This is a genomic window from Streptomyces sp. TRM70350, assembly GCF_019219825.1.
GTDB lineage: Bacteria > Actinomycetota > Actinomycetes > Streptomycetales > Streptomycetaceae > Streptomyces.
The window spans coordinates 258,413-274,782 of sequence record NZ_JAHUXH010000005.1 but is presented as its reverse complement, the minus strand read 5'-3'; the positions used below and the strand labels follow the sequence as shown (position 1 = coordinate 274,782).

The 16,370-nt window shown below is 72.7% G+C and carries 16 protein-coding genes and 1 pseudogene; 16 read left to right on the top strand and 1 reads right to left on the bottom strand.

The window, feature by feature from the left end; all coding sequences use genetic code 11:
• Nucleotides 1-96 precede the first annotated feature (96 nt).
• The 11 genes from KWI83_RS10970 to kynU all read left to right on the top strand — a co-directional run bounded on the left by KWI83_RS10970 (nt 97) and on the right by kynU (nt 10,972).
• Nucleotides 97-345 carry a hypothetical protein gene (locus KWI83_RS10970; protein WP_218514113.1) on the top strand — a complete coding sequence of 83 codons (249 nt, stop codon included), beginning with the start codon at nt 97-99 and terminating at the stop codon, nt 343-345.
• A 390-nt stretch (nt 346-735) separates the two neighbouring features.
• Nucleotides 736-1,284: a DUF2617 family protein gene (locus KWI83_RS10965; RefSeq protein ID WP_218514112.1), complete on the top strand. Its 549-nt coding sequence runs from the start codon at nt 736-738 to the stop codon at nt 1,282-1,284.
• Between the two features lie 146 nt (nt 1,285-1,430).
• Nucleotides 1,431-3,008, top strand: coding sequence for a polyamine aminopropyltransferase (locus KWI83_RS10960; protein WP_218514111.1), 1,578 nt, complete (start codon nt 1,431-1,433; stop codon nt 3,006-3,008).
• 193 nt (nt 3,009-3,201) lie between these two features.
• Complete coding sequence (locus KWI83_RS10955; RefSeq protein WP_218514110.1) at nt 3,202-4,002, top strand: SRPBCC family protein; 801 nt, start codon at nt 3,202-3,204, stop codon at nt 4,000-4,002.
• Nucleotides 4,003-4,221: 219 nt separating this feature from the next.
• Entirely contained in the window at nt 4,222-5,010 is a 789-nt protein-coding gene (locus KWI83_RS10950; RefSeq protein WP_218514109.1) for an aldose 1-epimerase, read from the top strand.
• 10 nt (nt 5,011-5,020) lie between these two features.
• Entirely contained in the window at nt 5,021-5,569 is a 549-nt protein-coding gene (pyrE, locus tag KWI83_RS10945; RefSeq protein WP_218514108.1) for an orotate phosphoribosyltransferase, read from the top strand.
• Between the two features lie 122 nt (nt 5,570-5,691).
• Nucleotides 5,692-6,723, top strand: a complete 1,032-nt coding sequence (fbaA, locus tag KWI83_RS10940; protein ID WP_218514107.1) for a class II fructose-bisphosphate aldolase — start codon at nt 5,692-5,694, stop codon at nt 6,721-6,723.
• 92 nt (nt 6,724-6,815) lie between these two features.
• A complete protein-coding gene (locus KWI83_RS10935; RefSeq protein ID WP_218514106.1) occupies nt 6,816-8,282 on the top strand; it encodes an MFS transporter in 1,467 nt (488 codons plus the stop codon).
• Nucleotides 8,283-8,393: 111 nt separating this feature from the next.
• The gene (locus KWI83_RS10930) at nt 8,394-8,807 is read left to right on the top strand and encodes a DUF3151 domain-containing protein (protein ID WP_218514105.1); all 414 of its coding nucleotides are present in this window, start codon (nt 8,394-8,396) and stop codon (nt 8,805-8,807) included.
• Between the two features lie 145 nt (nt 8,808-8,952).
• Entirely contained in the window at nt 8,953-9,792 is an 840-nt protein-coding gene (locus KWI83_RS10925) for a tryptophan 2,3-dioxygenase family protein (RefSeq protein ID WP_218514104.1), read from the top strand.
• On the top strand, nt 9,785-10,972 hold the full coding sequence (kynU, locus tag KWI83_RS10920; RefSeq protein ID WP_218514103.1) for a kynureninase: 1,188 nt from the start codon (nt 9,785-9,787) through the stop codon (nt 10,970-10,972). The genes KWI83_RS10925 and kynU overlap by 8 nt, the downstream gene beginning before the upstream one ends.
• Nucleotides 10,973-11,007: 35 nt before the next feature.
• Here the strand turns inward: kynU and KWI83_RS10915 are convergent, their stop codons facing one another.
• Nucleotides 11,008-11,616 carry a TetR/AcrR family transcriptional regulator gene (locus KWI83_RS10915; RefSeq protein WP_218514102.1) on the bottom strand — a complete coding sequence of 203 codons (609 nt, stop codon included), beginning with the start codon at nt 11,614-11,616 and terminating at the stop codon, nt 11,008-11,010.
• Nucleotides 11,617-11,807: 191 nt separating this feature from the next.
• Here KWI83_RS10915 and KWI83_RS10910 point away from each other — a divergent pair, with 191 nt between their 5' ends.
• The 5 genes and pseudogenes from KWI83_RS10910 to KWI83_RS10890 all read left to right on the top strand — a co-directional run bounded on the left by KWI83_RS10910 (nt 11,808) and on the right by KWI83_RS10890 (nt 16,302).
• Nucleotides 11,808-12,743 carry an alpha/beta hydrolase gene (locus tag KWI83_RS10910; RefSeq protein ID WP_218514101.1) on the top strand — a complete coding sequence of 312 codons (936 nt, stop codon included), beginning with the start codon at nt 11,808-11,810 and terminating at the stop codon, nt 12,741-12,743.
• 157 nt (nt 12,744-12,900) lie between these two features.
• Entirely contained in the window at nt 12,901-13,926 is a 1,026-nt protein-coding gene (locus KWI83_RS10905) for an alpha/beta hydrolase (RefSeq protein WP_218514100.1), read from the top strand.
• A 17-nt stretch (nt 13,927-13,943) separates the two neighbouring features.
• Nucleotides 13,944-14,195, top strand: a pseudogene (locus KWI83_RS10900) (response regulator transcription factor); the annotation flags it as partial.
• 95 nt (nt 14,196-14,290) lie between these two features.
• Nucleotides 14,291-15,640, top strand: coding sequence for a histidine kinase (locus KWI83_RS10895; protein WP_218514099.1), 1,350 nt, complete (start codon nt 14,291-14,293; stop codon nt 15,638-15,640).
• Complete coding sequence (locus tag KWI83_RS10890; RefSeq protein ID WP_218514098.1) at nt 15,637-16,302, top strand: response regulator transcription factor; 666 nt, start codon at nt 15,637-15,639, stop codon at nt 16,300-16,302. Before KWI83_RS10895 ends, KWI83_RS10890 begins: the two co-directional genes overlap by 4 nt.
• The last annotated feature ends 68 nt before the right edge of the window (nt 16,303-16,370 follow it).

The window sequence follows — 16,370 nt, the reverse complement described above, 5'->3', positions numbered from 1 at the left end:
TTTGGCCCGCGCGGCAGCCGGGCATCCCCTCGGCACGCAAGCGAACGAGGCGCCCACGGGGGGCCGCTTCGGGGGAAACGGAAGGAGGGTGACGCCATGGTCTTCGGCATCATCCTGGCGCTCTTCATCGCCTTCGTCGTAGGGACCGTCGCGGCCGTGGTCCGCGCCGGCAGGAGCACGGTGCGGCCCGGGACGCGCAGGGCAAGCCGTTCGCACGGCGGTGATGGCGGCGGCAGCTGGTGGGCCGGTGGGGGAGACGGCGCCTCGGGCGACTCCGGGGGCGGGCACTCCTGCGGGGGCGGCTCGTCCTGCGGGGGCGGCGGTGGATGCGGGGGAGGCAGCTGACACGGGGCAGCTGAGCTCCTGAAGGGGGAACCGCATCCCGCCGAGCGGCGCCCGCCGGGGCTTTGGCTCCGGGCGGGCGCCGTCTGCGCGCCGGTCGCCCGCCGTTCGCGCTCGCTCCGGCGTACGCCAACGTCGCTCAGGCGTACGCCTTGTGTGAACAGTTGAGCTGATAAGCCCTCTGAAGGATGGAAACCCAACGAAGTTGGGTAAAAACGCTGTGGCGTTGCCACAGTTCATGATTCCCTCTACACCACCAACGCGGCCCTCGGACGTCGTGCGGCCCCAGCCACCGACCGGGCTCCTGACGGGGCCGCCGAGCCGAACTCCCGGTGTCGACCGGGGCGCGCCGACCCACACCGCCATTTCTTTGCGTGCTAGCGGAGCCGATCCATGCTCACGACCCTGAACACCTCCTACACCGACACGCGCGCGGCCGACCTCGCCTGGGCGCTGGGCCGTGAACCACTGCCCGCCCTCGCCACCCTGGACCTCGAACTGGCCGGTGCCAAGCTCCAGTTGCGCCTGCTCGGGGCGTCCCACCAGGTGCTCCTGGAGGAAGAGCGGAGCAGCTGCTCGGAGACGGTGGCGTGCATTCCGGGCAGCAGCACACCCCTGCCGCTCGGCGTCGCCAAGCGGGTGGGTGACTGGGAGTACGAGTTCGCCGCGCGCGTCGAGGCCCTGTCGCCCGGCTCTTTCGCGGGCCGCGCCCAGGAGTTGCTGGCCCTCGTCTCCGACCATCCCAACGGCCTCGCCGGTGTCTTCCCCGGCAGCCCGCACGCCTTCACGGCCCTGCTCGCCCAGCGCCACGAGGGCCAGGTGCACTGGCGCACGTGGCACGCGTACCCGCAGGACGGCCAGTTGGTCGCGACGCGGACGCGGGTCAGAGGGCCGGTGAGCCGGCAACGCCCGGCATCCTCCATAAGCCCGTCCGGCGATTGAGAGCCAGGCCCGTTCAGTGCCGAAGCGAGGGGCCGGGGGCGGCAGCCCTGAGCAGGTCCGACTCAAACGTCCCGAGCCTCCACAACACGCGGTTCCACACGTGTGGGTGACGAATACCTCCGTATCCGTGACGTAACGTCGCAGTCGTGATCGACCCGCACGCGCCAGCCCCGCCCGGCCCCCCGCCCCCCTGGCGCGGCCCCGCGCGGATCCCCGTGCGGCAGGCAACCGGACGGTTCCTGGTCCTCGCGGGCGTCTTCGTCTGCGCGGCCTGCGGACTGGTGTACGAACTCGAACTCGTGGCCCTCGCCTCGTACTTGATCGGCGACTCGGTCACCCAGACATCCGTCGTGCTGTCCGTCATGGTCTTCGCGATGGGCATCGGCTCGCTCGCCGCCAAGCGGCTGCGCCACCACGCCGCCGCCGGTTTCGGCGCCGTCGAGGCGACCCTCGCCCTGTTCGGCGGCTGCAGCGCGATGGCCCTGTACGCCGTGTTCGCCTGGACCGGCGACTGGGGCGGCCTGTGGGCCGACGGCCCGCGCTGGCTGCTGGTCGCCTTCTCCCTCGCCATCGGGCTGCTGATCGGCGCGGAGATCCCGCTGCTGATGGAGCTGATCCAGCGCATCCGCCGCCAGGACGCGGGCGGCGCGGTGGCCGACCTGTTCGCGGCGGACTACGTCGGCGCCCTGGTCGGCGGCCTCGCCTTCCCCTTCCTGCTGCTGCCGTTCTTCGGCCAGTTGACCGGCGCCCTGCTCACCGGCGCCGTCAACGTCGTCGCCGGTGGCTGCCTGGTGCTCGGCCTGTTCCGGCGCGACCTGACGTGCCGCGCCCGCTGGCTGCTGCTCATCGCCAACGCCGCCGTCCTGGCCGTCCTCGCCGCGGCCGCCGTCCACGTCGACGACTTCGAACGCGCCGCCCGCCACGCCGTCTACGGCAGGGACGTACGCGTGGCCCTGCAGACGGACGTCCAGGAGATCGTCCTGACCGGCGGCACCGACGGGCGCCCCCTCGACCTCTTCATCGACGGCCGGCTCCGCGTCAGCGGCCACGACGAACGCCGGTACCACGAAGCGCTGGTGCGCCCCGCGATGAACGGCACGCACGCGCGCGTGCTCATCCTCGGCGGCGGGGACGGCCTCGCCGCGCGCGAGGTGCTGCGGCACCCCGGCGTACGCCACGTCGACATCGTCGAACTCGACCCGGCGGTCGTGGAGTTGGCGGGCCGGGACCCCGCGCTGGCCGACCTCAACGACCACGCCTACGACGACCCGCGCGTCCACGTCACCACGGCGGACGCCTTCCGCTGGCTGCGGAGCGCGCCGGAAGCGGCGTACGACGTGGTGATCGCCGACCTGCCCGACCCGGGCATCACCGCCAGCACCAAGCTGTACTCCCAGGAGTTCTACGGCCTCGCGCGGCGCGTCCTGGCGGACAGCGGCCGTCTGTCCGTGCACGCCGGTCCGGTCCACTCGCGCCCGCACGTCTTCTGGACGGTCGAGACGACGATCCGCGCGGCCGGGCTGCACACGGCACCGCACCGGGTGTCCGGCCACGGCTCCACGTCCACCGCCGACCGCGCCCCCGGGCCGGTCCTTACCCCCCGCGACTGGGGCTTCGTCCTGGCCGCCCCGGACACGAGGCCACCCCTGGACGCGGCCCGTCACGCCCTGAGACCACGGATGACGGGGTTGCCGCCGTCGACGCTGGTGCACCCGAGGTATTGAGCGAGGGCGAGGAGACGGCGGCCCTTTGTCGCGCCGGAGGGCATATCCAGCCCGTCCGGCGTTTGGGGACAAGGCCGTCCAGGCCGAAGCGGGGGTCCGGGGGCGGCAGCCCCCAGAGGGCGGGCCGCAACGCCGGGCGAGTTTCTGTCGAGGGGAGCGTGCTTCCGGCCACCCACGGGTAGGCTCCGTCGGCATGGAGCATGAGGTGTTCGTTCCGGTTCCCCCCGACCGGCTGGGCGCGGCGCTGGCCGACCCCGCGCGGGTCGCCCGGGCGGTTCCCGGGCTCCAGCAGGAGGCGGGGGCCGAGCCCGTCGCCGGGCGGCTCAAGGTGCGGGTCGGCAGTCACTCCATCACCTACCGCGGCACCCTGCGCATCGCCGCGCAGGACGACGGTTCGTACGCCGTCGAGGGCGACGCCACCGAGACCCGCGGCACCGGCTCGGTCAAGCTGGCGCTCACCGTCCGCCTCCGTGACACCGACGGCGGCACCACGCTCACCGTCCAGGGCACCGCCTCGGCCGACGGCCGTATCACCGACCAGCCCGCCGAAGCGGTCCACTCGGCCTTGATCCGCCTGCTCACCCGCACGGCGCAGAACCTGGCCACCGGCGCCGAGGAGCCCACGACGCCTCCGCCGCCCCCGCCGCACCCCGAAGAACACCCCTCCGTCGTCGACACCGAGGTCCCACCCCCCGCCCTCGACGCCACCGCCGACGAATCCGGCCACGCCGACGCCGCCGAAGAAGAACCCCCCGCCGCCCGGGACTTCGCCGAGGCCGCCGAGCCCCCGGCCGAAGCCGCGCACGCGCGCCGCACGATGATCGGCCGCAGCGCGGAGGAGGTCGACCACGCCCCGCCCCGCGGCCGCTACGCCCCCGTCCCCGCCCCGCAGACCGTCGCGCAGAACCCCACCCTCCGCTGGGCTGCCCCCGCGGCCGCGCTGGTCGTGGCGACCGCCATCATCCTGGGCCGGGCCCTGCGCCGCCGCCGGTAGGGTTTGGCTGACAATTCCCGGCGCCCCGCGCGACCCGCTTGCCACGCACCCCCCACTCTCGGCTTCGCTCAAGCGGGAGGACCCCCGTGTCGCGTTGCCGAAACGCCCACGTGGCCCCTCCCCACGGGCCCGCCCTCCGGGCGGACGACGGGAATTCGTCAGACAGGCCGTCCACCGCGACCGGACAGGCCCTCTTGATCCCCCCAGTAGGGTCGTCCCGTGAGTAACGAACCCATCACGCTGACCGCGGGCGACGCGGAAGTGACCGTGCGGCCGGACCACGGCGGCCGCATCGCGGGGCTCCGCGTCGGCGGCACCGAACTCCTCCGCCAGGGCGACCGCTTCGGCTGTTTCCCGATGGTCCCCTGGTGCGGCCGGATGCGCGAGGGCCGGTTCCGCAACGGCGCCGTCCAGCACCAGCTGCCGCTCAACGCCCCGCCGCACGCCATCCACGGCACCGCCCGGGACGGCGCCTGGAACACCGCCCGCCTCAGGGCCGACGAGGCGGTCCTGACGTACGACCTGGCGGACCCCTGGCCCTACTCCGGCCGCGTCACCCAGGTGATCGGCCTCGCGCCGGACGCCCTGACGCTGACCATGGCCGTCGAGACGTACGACGACTCCTTCCCGGCGCAGATCGGCTGGCATCCGTGGTTCAACCGCAACCTCGGCCGGGCCGACGTACTGATCGACTTCAGCCCCGCCTGGCAGGAGGAGCGCGGCGACGACCACCTCCCCACCGGCAACCGCCTCGACCCCAAGCCCGGCCCCTGGGACGACTGCTTCGGCATGCCCGGTGGCGTCGACGTCACCCTCACCTGGCCGGGGCAGCTGGAGCTGAGGGTCACCAGCCCCGAGGAGTGGGTCGTGGTCTACGACGAGCAGGCGGCCGCCGTCTGCGTGGAGCCGCAGACCGGGCCGCCCGACGGGCTGAACACCCTCCCGCGCCTGGTCACGCCGCTGCAGCCGCTGGAGGCCACGACCACCTGGCACTGGAGGCGGCTCTAAGCTGGTCGGCATGACGGATGTACGTGGCGCGCTGCTGCAGCAGATCAAGGACAAGGCCGTGGTGCACGGCAAGGTGACCCTCTCCTCGGGTCTGGAGGCGGACTACTACGTCGACCTGCGCCGCGTCACCCTCGACGGCGAGGCCGCCCCGCTGGTCGGCCAGGTGCTGCTGGACCTGACCGCCGACCTGGACTTCGACGCCGTCGGCGGCCTCACCATGGGCGCCGACCCGGTCGCCGCCGCGATGCTGCACGCCGCCGCCGCGCGGGGCCGCAGGCTGGACGCGTTCGTCGTGCGCAAGGCCGCGAAGGCGCACGGCCTGCAGCGGCGGGTCGAGGGCCCGGCCATCGCGGGCCGCCGGGTGCTGGTCGTCGAGGACACCTCCACCACCGGCGGCTCCCCGCTCACCGCCGTCGAGGCGGTGCGCGAGGCGGGCGGCGAGGTGGTGGCCGTCGCGACCATCGTCGACCGGGCGACCGGCGCCGCCGAGAAGATCCAGGAGGGCGCCGGGGTGCCGTACCTGTACGCGTACGCGAAGGACGAGCTCGGTCTGGACTGAGCGCCTCTTAGAGCATCCCGGTCCGTCTGGGAAGATGGGCCCGACGATGACGTCGCACCCAAGGTCTAGGTCAGGGCCGTAAGCACGCAGAACGCCAACCCGCACATACAAGGAGCGGACAGATGCCCATCGCAACCCCCGAGGTCTACAACGAGATGCTCGACCGGGCGAAGGCAGGCAAGTTCGCCTACCCGGCCATCAACGTCACCTCGTCCCAGACCCTGCACGCGGCTCTGCGCGGCTTCGCCGAGGCCGAGAGCGACGGCATCATCCAGATCTCGACGGGCGGCGCCGAGTTCCTGGGCGGCCAGCACAACAAGGACATGGTCACCGGCGCGGTCGCCCTCGCCGAGTTCGCGCACATCGTTGCCAAGAAGTACGACGTGACGATCGCCCTGCACACCGACCACTGCCCGAAGGACAAGCTCGACGGCTACGTCCGTCCGCTGCTCGCGGTCTCCGAGGAGCGCGTCGCCCGCGGCGAGAACCCGCTCTTCCAGTCCCACATGTGGGACGGCTCCGCCGAGACCCTGGCCGACAACCTGGCCATCGGCCAGGAACTGCTCGCCCGCGCCGCCGCCGCGAAGATCATCCTCGAGGTGGAGATCACGCCGACCGGTGGCGAGGAGGACGGCGTCACGCACGAGATCAACGACAAGCTGTACACCACGGTCGACGACGCGGTCCGCACCGCCGAGGCGCTGGGCCTGGGCGAGAAGGGCCGCTACCTGCTGGCCGCCTCCTTCGGCAACGTGCACGGCGTGTACAAGCCGGGCAACGTCGTCCTGCGTCCCGAGCTGCTGAAGGAGCTCAACGAGGGCGTCGCCGCCAAGTACGGCCGCCCGGCCGACAGCAAGCCGTTCGACTTCGTCTTCCACGGCGGCTCCGGCTCCACGGCGGAGGAGATCCTCACCGCGCTGGAGAACGGCGTCGTCAAGATGAACATCGACACGGACACGCAGTACGCCTTCACGCGTCCGGTCGCCGACCACATGTTCAAGAACTACGACGGCGTCCTGAAGGTCGACGGCGAGGTCGGCTCCAAGAAGACCTACGACCCGCGGACCTGGGGCAAGCTGGCCGAGGCGTCGATGGCGAAGCGGGTCGTCGAGGCCTGCCAGCACCTGCGGTCGGCCGGTACGAAGCTGAAGTAGTACGCGGTAGTAGTACGCGGTGCTGAGATGGCACCCGTTTTCATCGGCTGGGCCCGGCGCGGCAGCGCCGGGCCCGCTGTATACCTGAGGACATGCCCGATGTCCGGCTGGCCTCGTCCCAGGGCAAGTGGATCCTGTTCACCACGGTGCTCGGCTCCAGCATGGCCATGCTGGACTCGACCGTCGTCAATGTCGCCCTGCCCCGCATCGGCCGCGACCTGGACGCCGAGCTGGCGGCCCTGCAGTGGACGGTCAACGCGTACCTGCTCACGCTGGCCGGGCTGATCCTGCTCGGCGGCTCGCTGGGCGACACCTACGGCCGCCGGAAGATCTTCGTCGTGGGCGTGGTGTGGTTCGCGGCGGCCTCCCTGCTGTGCGGGCTCGCGCCGAACGCCGGGGTGCTGGTCGCCGCGCGGGCGCTTCAGGGGATCGGCGGCGCGCTGCTCACGCCGGGGTCGCTGGCGTTGATCCAGGCCTCCTTCCATGCCGACGACCGGGGGAGGGCGGTCGGCCTGTGGTCGGGGTTCGGCGGCATCGGGGCGGCGGTGGGGCCGTTCGTCGGCGGCTGGCTGGTGGACGGCCCCGGCTGGCGCTGGGTCTTCCTGCTCAACGTCCCGCTCGCCCTGGTGTGCCTCCCGGTGGCCCTGCGGCACGTCCCCGAGTCCGCCGACGGACGTCAGCACGGCCGCTTCGACGTGCTCGGCGCCGTCCTGGGCGCCCTCGCGCTGGCCCTGGTGACGTACGCCCTGATCGAGGCCACCGGGGGATCTCTCGTGGTCGCCCTGACGGCGATCGCGGGCGTGGCGGCGGGCATCGCCTTCGTCTACGTCGAGAAGCGCCGCCCGGACCCGATGATGCCGCTGGACGTCTTCGCCTCCCGCCAGTTCACGGCGGTCAACGTGGTCACCCTGTGCGTGTACGCGGCCTTCGGCGGCTTCTTCTTCCTCGCCGTGATCCAGCTCCAGGTGGTCTCCGGCTACTCGGCCCTGGCCGCCGGTACGGCCCTGCTGCCGACCACGGTCCTGATGCTGCTGTTCTCCGCCCGCTCCGGCGAACTGGGCGAACGGATCGGCCCCCGCATCCCGCTCACCGTCGGCCCGCTGCTGTGCGGGGTGGGCATGCTGCTGATGCTGCGGGTGGGGCCGGACGCCTCGTACCTGGGGGACGTCCTTCCGGCCCTGCTGGTGCTGGGCCTGGGCATGGTCACCCTGGTGGCCCCGCTCACCGCCACCGTCCTGGCCTCCGTGGACACCGCCCGGGCCGGTCTGGCGAGCGGCATCAACAACGCGGCGGCGCGGGCGGCGGGCCTGGTGGCGGTCGCCGGGCTGCCCCTGCTGGCCGGGATGGGCCCGGAGGCGTACCGCAGGCCGGACGCCTTCGACGCGGCGTTCGGCCGGGCGATGGTGGTGTGCGCGGTCGTCCTGGCGGCCGGGGCGGCGCTGGCCTACGCGTTCGTACGCCGGCCGACTCCGGGCTGTGAGCGTCCCGAGTGCCGTACGCACGGGAACGTGACCGCACCGCCGCTGGAGCGACCGGCGGAGGGGGCGGCGGGGGCGTAGGCGGGGGGGGCGGGCGGGGGTTGCGGGGCCTGTGGGGCTGACGCGCGGGTGGCGGTGCTGTGGGTGGTCGTCACTGCTCTCGTTCCGCCGCGATGCACCAGACTGGGACCCATGACGATTCACGAGAACCTCCTGGGGGGACCGCCCCCGACCCACCTCCCCGACGACCCCGAGCCGCGTGAGCTGCTCGCGAACGGGTCCGCGCCCGCCGAGGTCGCGGCTCAGTACCCGACGTCCTCGCTGGCCTGGGCCCAGCTGGCCGACGAGGCGTTCGAACGGGGCAGCGTCGTGGAGTCGTACGCCTACGCCCGTACGGGCTACCACCGCGGCCTGGACGCCCTGCGCCGCAACGGCTGGAAGGGCCACGGTCCCGTGCCCTGGGAGCACGAGCCGAACCGCGGCTTCCTGCGCGCCCTGCACGCCCTCGCCCGCGCGGCGGGTGCGATCGGTGAGCAGGAGGAGTACGAGCGCTGCACCCAGTTCCTGAAGGACTCCTCGCCGACGGCGGCGCAGACGCTGGGTTAGTCCGGTTTCTTCGCAGGCCCGTCTGTGATCAGGCGGGTCTTGCGATGTTCCGGGGCATACCTGAGGATGCGGGGTGGGGACCGGGGCCCCCGTGTCGGTAACGGCAGGGGCGGACCGCTACCCGGAGTTACAGCAGGAGACAGCGATGTCCCAAGAGGCTCAACTGACGCACGAGCCCGAGACCCCGCATCTCGACTTCGACGGCACGACTCCGTACGAGGACTACGTCAAGGCGGACGTGCTCACCCACCTCCAGCACACCCTCTCCGACGATCCCGGAGAGATGGTCTTCCTGGTCACGACCCAGGTGATGGAGCTGTGGTTCACCGTGATCGTCCATGAGTGGGAGACCGCCGCGAAGGCGCTCCGCGAGGACGACGTGCCCGTGGCGGTGGCGGCGCTGAAGCGTTCCGTCCGCGAGCTGGAGGCGCTCAACGCCTCCTGGAAGCCGCTCGGGCAGCTGACGCCGGCCCAGTTCAACTCGTATCGCTCCGCCCTCGGTGAGGGCTCCGGATTCCAGTCGGCGATGTACCGGCGGATGGAGTTCCTGCTCGGCGAGAAGTCCGCGTCGATGCTGGTGCCGCACCGGGGCGCCCCGCGGGCGCACGCCGAGCTGGAGAAGGCGCTGCACGAGCCGAGCCTGTACGACGAGGTGCTGCGGCTGCTCGCGCGGCGCGGGCACGCCGTACCGGAGTCCGTGCTGCGGCGTGACGTGTCGCAGCGGTACGAGGCGTCGGACGAGGTGGAGGCGGTGTGGGCCGCCGTCTACGCCGGTGACCAGGACGCCGAACTCGTCCGCGTGGGCGAGGCGTTGACCGATGTGGCTGAGCTGGTGTGGCGCTGGCGCAACGACCACCTGGTCGCCACCCGCCGCGCGATGGGCGCCAAGCCCGGCACGGGCGGCTCGGCCGGGGTGGCCTGGCTGGAGAAGCGGGCCCGGAAGAACGTGTTCCCCGAGCTGTGGACGGCGCGGTCCCATGTCTGATCTCCGGGACGCGGCTGAGAAGTTGGACGCCGAGGATGTGCTCGCCGGGAAGCGGTCGGCGTTCGTCCTCGACGACGTGGTGTACCTGGACGGGAACTCGCTGGGCGCGCTGCCGGTCGGCGTGCCGGGCCGGGTCGAGGACGTCGTCCGCCGTCAGTGGGGTGAGCTGCGGATCCGTTCCTGGGAGGAGAGCGGCTGGTGGACCGCGCCCGAGCGGATCGGCGACCGGATCGCTCCGCTGGTGGGGGCGGCGCCCGGGCAGATCGTCGTCGGCGACTCGACCAGCGTGAACGTCTTCAAGGCGGTCGTGGCGGCGGTGCGGATGGCCGGTGAGGGGCGGGACGAGATCCTCGTCGACGCCACCACCTTCCCCACGGACGGGTACATCGCCGAGTCGGCGGCACGGATGACGGGGCGCACGCTGCGGGCGGTGCCGCCGGGTGAGGTACGCGCTGCCCTGTCCGGGCGTACGGCCGCGGTGCTGCTGAACCACGTCGACTACCGGACGGGCCGGTTGCACCACCTGCCCGGACTGACGGCTGCGGTGCACGCGGCGGGTGCGGTGGCGGTGTGGGACCTGTGCCACAGCGCGGGCGCGCTGCCGGTGGGGCTGGACGAGCACGGGGTGGATCTGGCGGTCGGCTGCACGTACAAGTACCTGAACGGGGGGCCGGGTTCACCGGCGTACCTGTATGTGCGGGCCGGTCTGCAGGAGCGCTTCGACTCGCCGCTGCCGGGGTGGAACTCGCACGTGGAGCCCTTCGGCATGCGGACCGACTTCGAACCGGCGGCGGGCGCGGTACGCGGGCGGGTCGGCACGCCGGACATCCTCTCGATGCTGGCCCTGGAGGCGGCGCTGGAGGTGTGGGACGGCGTCTCGATCGAGGCGGTGCGGGCCAAGTCCCTCGCGCTGACGGACTTCTTCCTGGAGTGCGTGGCGGAGTACGTGCCCCGGGGGCGCGTGGAGTCGGTGACTCCGGACGCCCATGCGGAGCGCGGCAGCCAGGTGGCGCTGCGGTGCGAGGACGCGGGGGAGGCCATGAAGCGGCTCATCGAGCGAGGGGTCGTAGGCGACTTCCGGCATCCCGATGTGCTGCGGTTCGGCTTCACGCCGCTGTATGTGGGGTTCGCGGAGGTGGAGCGGGCGGCGCGGGTGCTGGGGGAGGTGCTGGCCCCCTAGGAGGGTGCTGGGGGAGGTGCTGGCCCCCTAGGTTGTCATCCCCCGGTGACGTACACCCCCGCCGCGGCAGCCGCGTACGCGGCCCGCGCGGCGCGCTCCGCGGCGGGGGCGTCCGGGACCACCCCGGTCGTCAGCAACCCGTAGTACAGCGGCGCCGACACCGCGCGTACCACCGCCCCCGCATCCGTCCCCTCGGGCAACTCCCCCCGGGTCACCCCCTGTTCCACACACGGCGCCCACTCCGCGACCCGCACCTCGTAGAACCGCCGCAGCGCCTTCGCCGTCCGCTCGTCGCACGTGGCCGCCGCGATCACCGCCCGGAACAGCGCCCCCTGCTGGGGATCCGCCAACGTCCGCTGCACCAGCCGCGCGTTGGCCCGCAGATCCCCCAGTACGGACCCGGTCTCCTCCCGCGGCAGCGACTGCTCGGCCATGTCCACGAGCAGATCGGCGACCAGACCGGTCACCGAACCCCACCGCCGGTACACGGTCGTCTTCCCCACCTCCGCCCGCCGCGCGACATCCGCGAGATCGAGATGAGCGAACCCCTGTTCGGCCAGAACGTCCCCCGCCGCCCGCAGAACGGCCGCACGCACGCGTGCGGTACGCCCGCCGGGGCGTACGGTGCCGGGTTCGGCGGTCATGGGGACCTCCTCGATCCGTGTGCGTGATGCGCCCTGACTCATCAGCGTAAACGAAACAACAGAACCGTTAACTCACTCCTCACCGAGCGTGACATCCCCATGCAGCCCCACGTCACCGGCCTGATACCGTCCCCGCCAACGGCCGATTCCCCTGGTCCGCCAAACCCGTTACGTCGCTGAGAGGTTGGAGCATGCCGGACGACGCCGCAGCAGCCCGGGCCGCCGCCGAGGAGGAGTCCGCCTTCTCGCATCCGGCCGTCGCCCCCGACGTCACGGCCGCGTACGGCGACCACCCCGACCAGGTGATCGACTTCTACGCCCCGCGCGGCACGGAACCCGCCGGGCCCACCTCCCTCGCCCCGCTCGTCGTGGTGCTGCACGGGGGCGCGTGGCGGGCGCCGTACGACCGACGGCACGTCAGCCCGTTCGCGGACTTCCTGGCCCGACGGGGGTTCGCCGTGGCGAGCGTGGAGTACCGGCGGGGCGCCGAGAGAGCGGGCGGGGGCGCTGGATCGGGTGCCGGGTCGGGTGCCGTGGCGGGTGCCGTGGCGGGCGTCGTGCCGGTGGCCGGTCGCTGGCCGGAGACCTTCGACGACGTCGCCGCCGCGCTGGACGTGCTCCCCGCGCTCGTACGGGAAGCCGTGCCGCAGGCCGACCCCCGCCGCATGGTGATCACCGGGCACTCGGCGGGCGGGCAGCTGGCGCTGTGGGCGGCCGCCCGGCACGTACTCCCGGCGGACGCGCCCTGGCGCACGGACCGGCCCGCGCCGCTGCGGGGCGTGGTGGCGCTGGCCCCGATCGCGGACTTCGCGGTCGCCGACAAGCTCGATGTGTGCGGGGGTGCGGTACGGCAACTCCTGGGCGGCGAGGAGCACTTCGCGGAGCGGCAGCCGTATGCCGACCCGGCGCTCCTGCTGCCGACCGGCATCGCGACGACGCTCGTCCAGGGGCGCACGGACGTGGACGTTCCGCAGGCCGTCGCCGAGTCGTACGCGGAGGCGGCGGCCAAGGCGGGAGAGGTGGTGGGGCTGACCCTGCTGGAGGACGTCGGTCACTTTCCGCTGATCGATCCGGCCGCGGACGCGTGTGCGGTGGTGGCGGAGGAGATCGGGCAGTTGGCTTGGTGAGCACCTGACCACGTCGGCCGGTGGCCCCCCATACCCGTAATACCTGAGAGCTACCTGCCGGAAGAGTTCCCTGGCGTGACGCGGGCGACGAGCCCGGATCCGTAATTTCCCCACCAGACAGGCCCGATGGGCGGGCGGACTGGGAGGGGAGACGGCCATGGGCCTGGGGTTCGGCTTTCGGGTCGGGGCGAGAGCGGTCGGAGGGCGAGCCGGTGACCGTCCTGCTGCCTTCCGGCGCCTACGCCGCTCCCTCCTCGCCCTCCTCATCACCGCCGCCGTCGTACTCCCCCTCTCCGCCGCCTCCCAACCCCGCATCCCGGCCCCGGCCCCCGCCGTACTGGCCCCGCTCACCGCAGCCACCCTGGAGGAGGCGTACGCCGCCAACCGAGCCAACGCCGCGGAAGCGTCCCGTATGGCCGAGGCGCACGGCGATCGTCGCCGCGCCGCCGTGGACCGCGCCCTGGCCGCCCCGTCCCGCACACTCCTCGCCTTCGACGGCCGTGGCTCCGGCCGGGCGACCGAGGTGTTCGGAGACCTGGCCCACGCCGACCGCATAGCGGTCCTGGTCCTGGGCTCCGACACCACCCTCGACACGTACGCCCGCTTCCGCGCGACGGCCACAGCCCTGTACGGCCAGCTGGCCCGGGACGCCCCGAAGGGCACCCGCCCGGCGGTCGTCGCCTGGCTGGGCTACGAGACCCCGGCCACGATCAGCACCACGGTCCTCACCCCCACCCGCGCAGACCAAGCCGCGCCGAAGCTGCGCGAGTTCATACGACAGCTGCACGGCATCACCGCCCGCCAGGCCCACGTCACGCTGCTCTGCCACTCCTACGGCACTGTGGTGTGCGCCCGCGCCGCCGCCGGACCCCGCGTCGACGACATCGCGCTCATCGGCAGCCCCGGCACGGGCGTGGACTCGGCGGCGGCGCTGCACACGTCCGCCCGCGTCTGGGCGGCCCGCGGCGGCGGCGACTGGATCGCCGAGGTCCCGCACGTTCGAGCCGACCTCTTCGGCACCAGCGTCGGCTTCGGCACCGACCCGGTGTCACCGGCCTTCGGCGCCCGCGTCTTCGCGGCCGGCGACGGCGGCCACAGCGACTACTTCACCCCGGGCTCGGTCTCGCTGGCCAACCTCGCCCGGATCGTCCTCGGCGACACCTCGGAGGTGACCCGTGCGTGACGTACGCGACGTACGCGTCCCGGCTGGAGGGCCCGCCCCGCGCCCCGCTCAAGGAGCGCGTCGGTGATCTGACCGAGCGGGAGACGGAGGTGCTCGCCCTCATCGCCCGGGGCCTGTCGAACGCGGAGATCGCCCAGCACCTGGTGGTGGCCGAACAGACGGTGAAGACTCACGTCGGCCGCATCCTGGTCAAACTGGGCCTCCGCGACCGCACGCAGGCGGCGGTCTTCGCGTACGAGTCGGGCCTGGTCCGGCCCTCGCGCTACTGAGGGTGGGGGCGGACCCGTAGTACCTGAGAGGGACCCCGAAGGACCCCTCTCACTGGTGACGACCCGGACCCCCACCCGGCCGTACCGTTTTGAACGTGACCGAGACGACCCAGACGCACAGGACCCCGACACCGCCGGGCGGTGCCACGGCGCGCAGCCCCGAGTTCCGGCTGGCCCTGGACGCCCTGCGGGGCCTGCGCCAGGACCTGTTCCACGACGCTTTCGCCTACCGCCCGCTGCCCCGCATGAGCGTCGACGGCCCCATAACCCGCCGGCTGAAGGGCCGACTGCGGCAGTACGCGGCGTGGACCCCGCACGCGGTGGTGGTGTCGGCGGGCCTGCTGGCGATGCTCGTCGGGACCGAGTCGAGCCGCGGCGAGGCCCTCAACCTGTTCGTCGGTGTGCTCGCACTGGCCCCGGTCCTGCTGACCCTCGTCCGCCCGGTCGGCGCCTTCTGGGTCTCCCTGGTCGCGGCACCGCTCTCCGGCATGTTCTACAGCGGGTGGTACGAGCCGTGGCCGTGGCCCCCCGGCAGCTTCGTGACGCACCTGACGGTGCTGACGGTCGTCGCCGTGCGCACCCGGCCTCGTACGGCCGCATGGATGTGGGTGCTGACCCTGGCCTACGGACTCCTCGCGGACACCCTCCTCGGCTCGGGCTACTACGACACCAACACCGGCCCGATGCTGGTCCTGTCGGCGATCATCCTGCTGTTCGTCGCCGTGCTGCACATACGCCGGGAGGCCAGGCAGGAGGTGACCGCCCAGCAGACGGTCACCGAGCACGAGCGTTCCCGCCGCACGCTGCTGGAGGAGCGCACGACGATCGCCCGCGAGCTGCACGACGTCGTCGCCCACCACATGTCGGTGGTCGCCATCCAGGCGGAGGCCGCCCCCTACCGGGTGGAGAACCCGCCGCCGGAGCTGGAGCGCGCCTTCGCCACCATCCGGGAGAACGCGGTCGCGGCCCTCACCGAGCTCCGCCGCGTCCTGGGCGTCGTGCGCGCCGAGGACTACGAGGCACCCGAGGCCCCGCAGCCCACGCTCGCCGACCTGGACGCGCTGCTCGCCAACGTGCGCGACGCCGGCCTGACCGTCGACAAGACGGTGACCGGAGCGGTGCGCGAACTCCCGCAGGGCGTGGAGCTCTCGGCCTACCGCATAGTCCAGGAAGCGCTGAGCAACACCCTGCGGCACGCACCCGGCGCGACCGCCCGCGTCGAGATCGGCTATGTCCTCGGCGGCCTGGGCCTGCGCATAGTCAACGGCCCGCCGCCGCACCCGGCCCTGGTGAAGCCCTCGCCCGGCGCCGGGCACGGCATCACCGGCATGCGCGAGCGTGTCACCATGCTGAACGGCGAGATGACGGCGGGTCCCACGGACGAGGGTGGCTACGAGGTGGCGGTGTTCCTGCCGGTCGCCACGGTGAGCGAAGGTGAGGCATGACCATCCGCGTCCTGATCGCGGACGACCAGATGATGGTTCGCGAGGGCTTCTCGGTCCTGCTGAACGCGATGCCGGACATCGAGGTGGTCGGCGAGGCGGTCAACGGCCGGGAGGCGGTTGAGAAGGTCCGCGAGCTCGCCCCGGACGTCGTGCTGATGGACATCCGGATGCCCGAGCTCAACGGCATCGAGGCGACCCGGGAGATCATCGCTGCGGACGGCACGGCGAAGGTGCTGGTGCTGACCACGTTCGACCTCGACGAGTACGTGTACCAGGCGCTGCGGGCGGGAGCCTCCGGCTTCCTCCTCAAGGACGCCTCGGCACGGCAGCTCGCCGACGGCGTCCGGGTGGTGGCGTCCGGCGAGGCCCTGCTGGCCCCGTCCGTCACCAAGCGCCTGATCACGGAGTTCTCGAAGCTGTCGGAGGCCCCGGGCATACCCGCCACCGCCCAGGCGGCCTACGGCGACCTCACCGAACGGGAGACGGAGGTACTGGTCCTGATCGCCCAGGGCCTGTCGAACTCGGAGATAGCCGGGCGGCTGGTGGTGGCCGAGTCGACGATCAAGACCCACGTCAGCCGCATCCTGGTGAAATTGGGCCTCAGGGACCGCACCCAGGCGGCGGTGTTCGCGTACGAGGCGCGGTTGGTGACGCCGGGCTGAACGACGGCGCTGTCCTCACGCTGCGGCGAGTTCGCGATCCGCCTCTCACGGGCATGGCCCGCCCGCCC

Excerpts from the sequence above, each read along its gene's own strand:
- KWI83_RS10970 (WP_218514113.1), top strand. The coding sequence starts at position 97 with ATGGTCTTCGGCATCATCCTGGCGCTCTTCATCGCCTTCGTCGTAGGG.
- KWI83_RS10965 (WP_218514112.1), top strand. The coding sequence starts at position 736 with ATGCTCACGACCCTGAACACCTCCTACACCGACACGCGCGCGGCCGAC.
- KWI83_RS10955 (WP_218514110.1), top strand. The coding sequence starts at position 3,202 with ATGGAGCATGAGGTGTTCGTTCCGGTTCCCCCCGACCGGCTGGGCGCG.
- pyrE (WP_218514108.1), top strand. The coding sequence starts at position 5,021 with ATGACGGATGTACGTGGCGCGCTGCTGCAGCAGATCAAGGACAAGGCC.
- fbaA (WP_218514107.1), top strand. The coding sequence starts at position 5,692 with ATGCCCATCGCAACCCCCGAGGTCTACAACGAGATGCTCGACCGGGCG.
- KWI83_RS10935 (WP_218514106.1), top strand. The coding sequence starts at position 6,816 with ATGCCCGATGTCCGGCTGGCCTCGTCCCAGGGCAAGTGGATCCTGTTC.
- KWI83_RS10930 (WP_218514105.1), top strand. The coding sequence starts at position 8,394 with ATGACGATTCACGAGAACCTCCTGGGGGGACCGCCCCCGACCCACCTC.
- KWI83_RS10925 (WP_218514104.1), top strand. The coding sequence starts at position 8,953 with ATGTCCCAAGAGGCTCAACTGACGCACGAGCCCGAGACCCCGCATCTC.
- kynU (WP_218514103.1), top strand. The coding sequence starts at position 9,785 with ATGTCTGATCTCCGGGACGCGGCTGAGAAGTTGGACGCCGAGGATGTG.
- KWI83_RS10915 (WP_218514102.1), bottom strand. The coding sequence starts at position 11,616 with ATGACCGCCGAACCCGGCACCGTACGCCCCGGCGGGCGTACCGCACGC.
- KWI83_RS10910 (WP_218514101.1), top strand. The coding sequence starts at position 11,808 with ATGCCGGACGACGCCGCAGCAGCCCGGGCCGCCGCCGAGGAGGAGTCC.
- KWI83_RS10905 (WP_218514100.1), top strand. The coding sequence starts at position 12,901 with ATGGGCCTGGGGTTCGGCTTTCGGGTCGGGGCGAGAGCGGTCGGAGGG.
- KWI83_RS10890 (WP_218514098.1), top strand. The coding sequence starts at position 15,637 with ATGACCATCCGCGTCCTGATCGCGGACGACCAGATGATGGTTCGCGAG.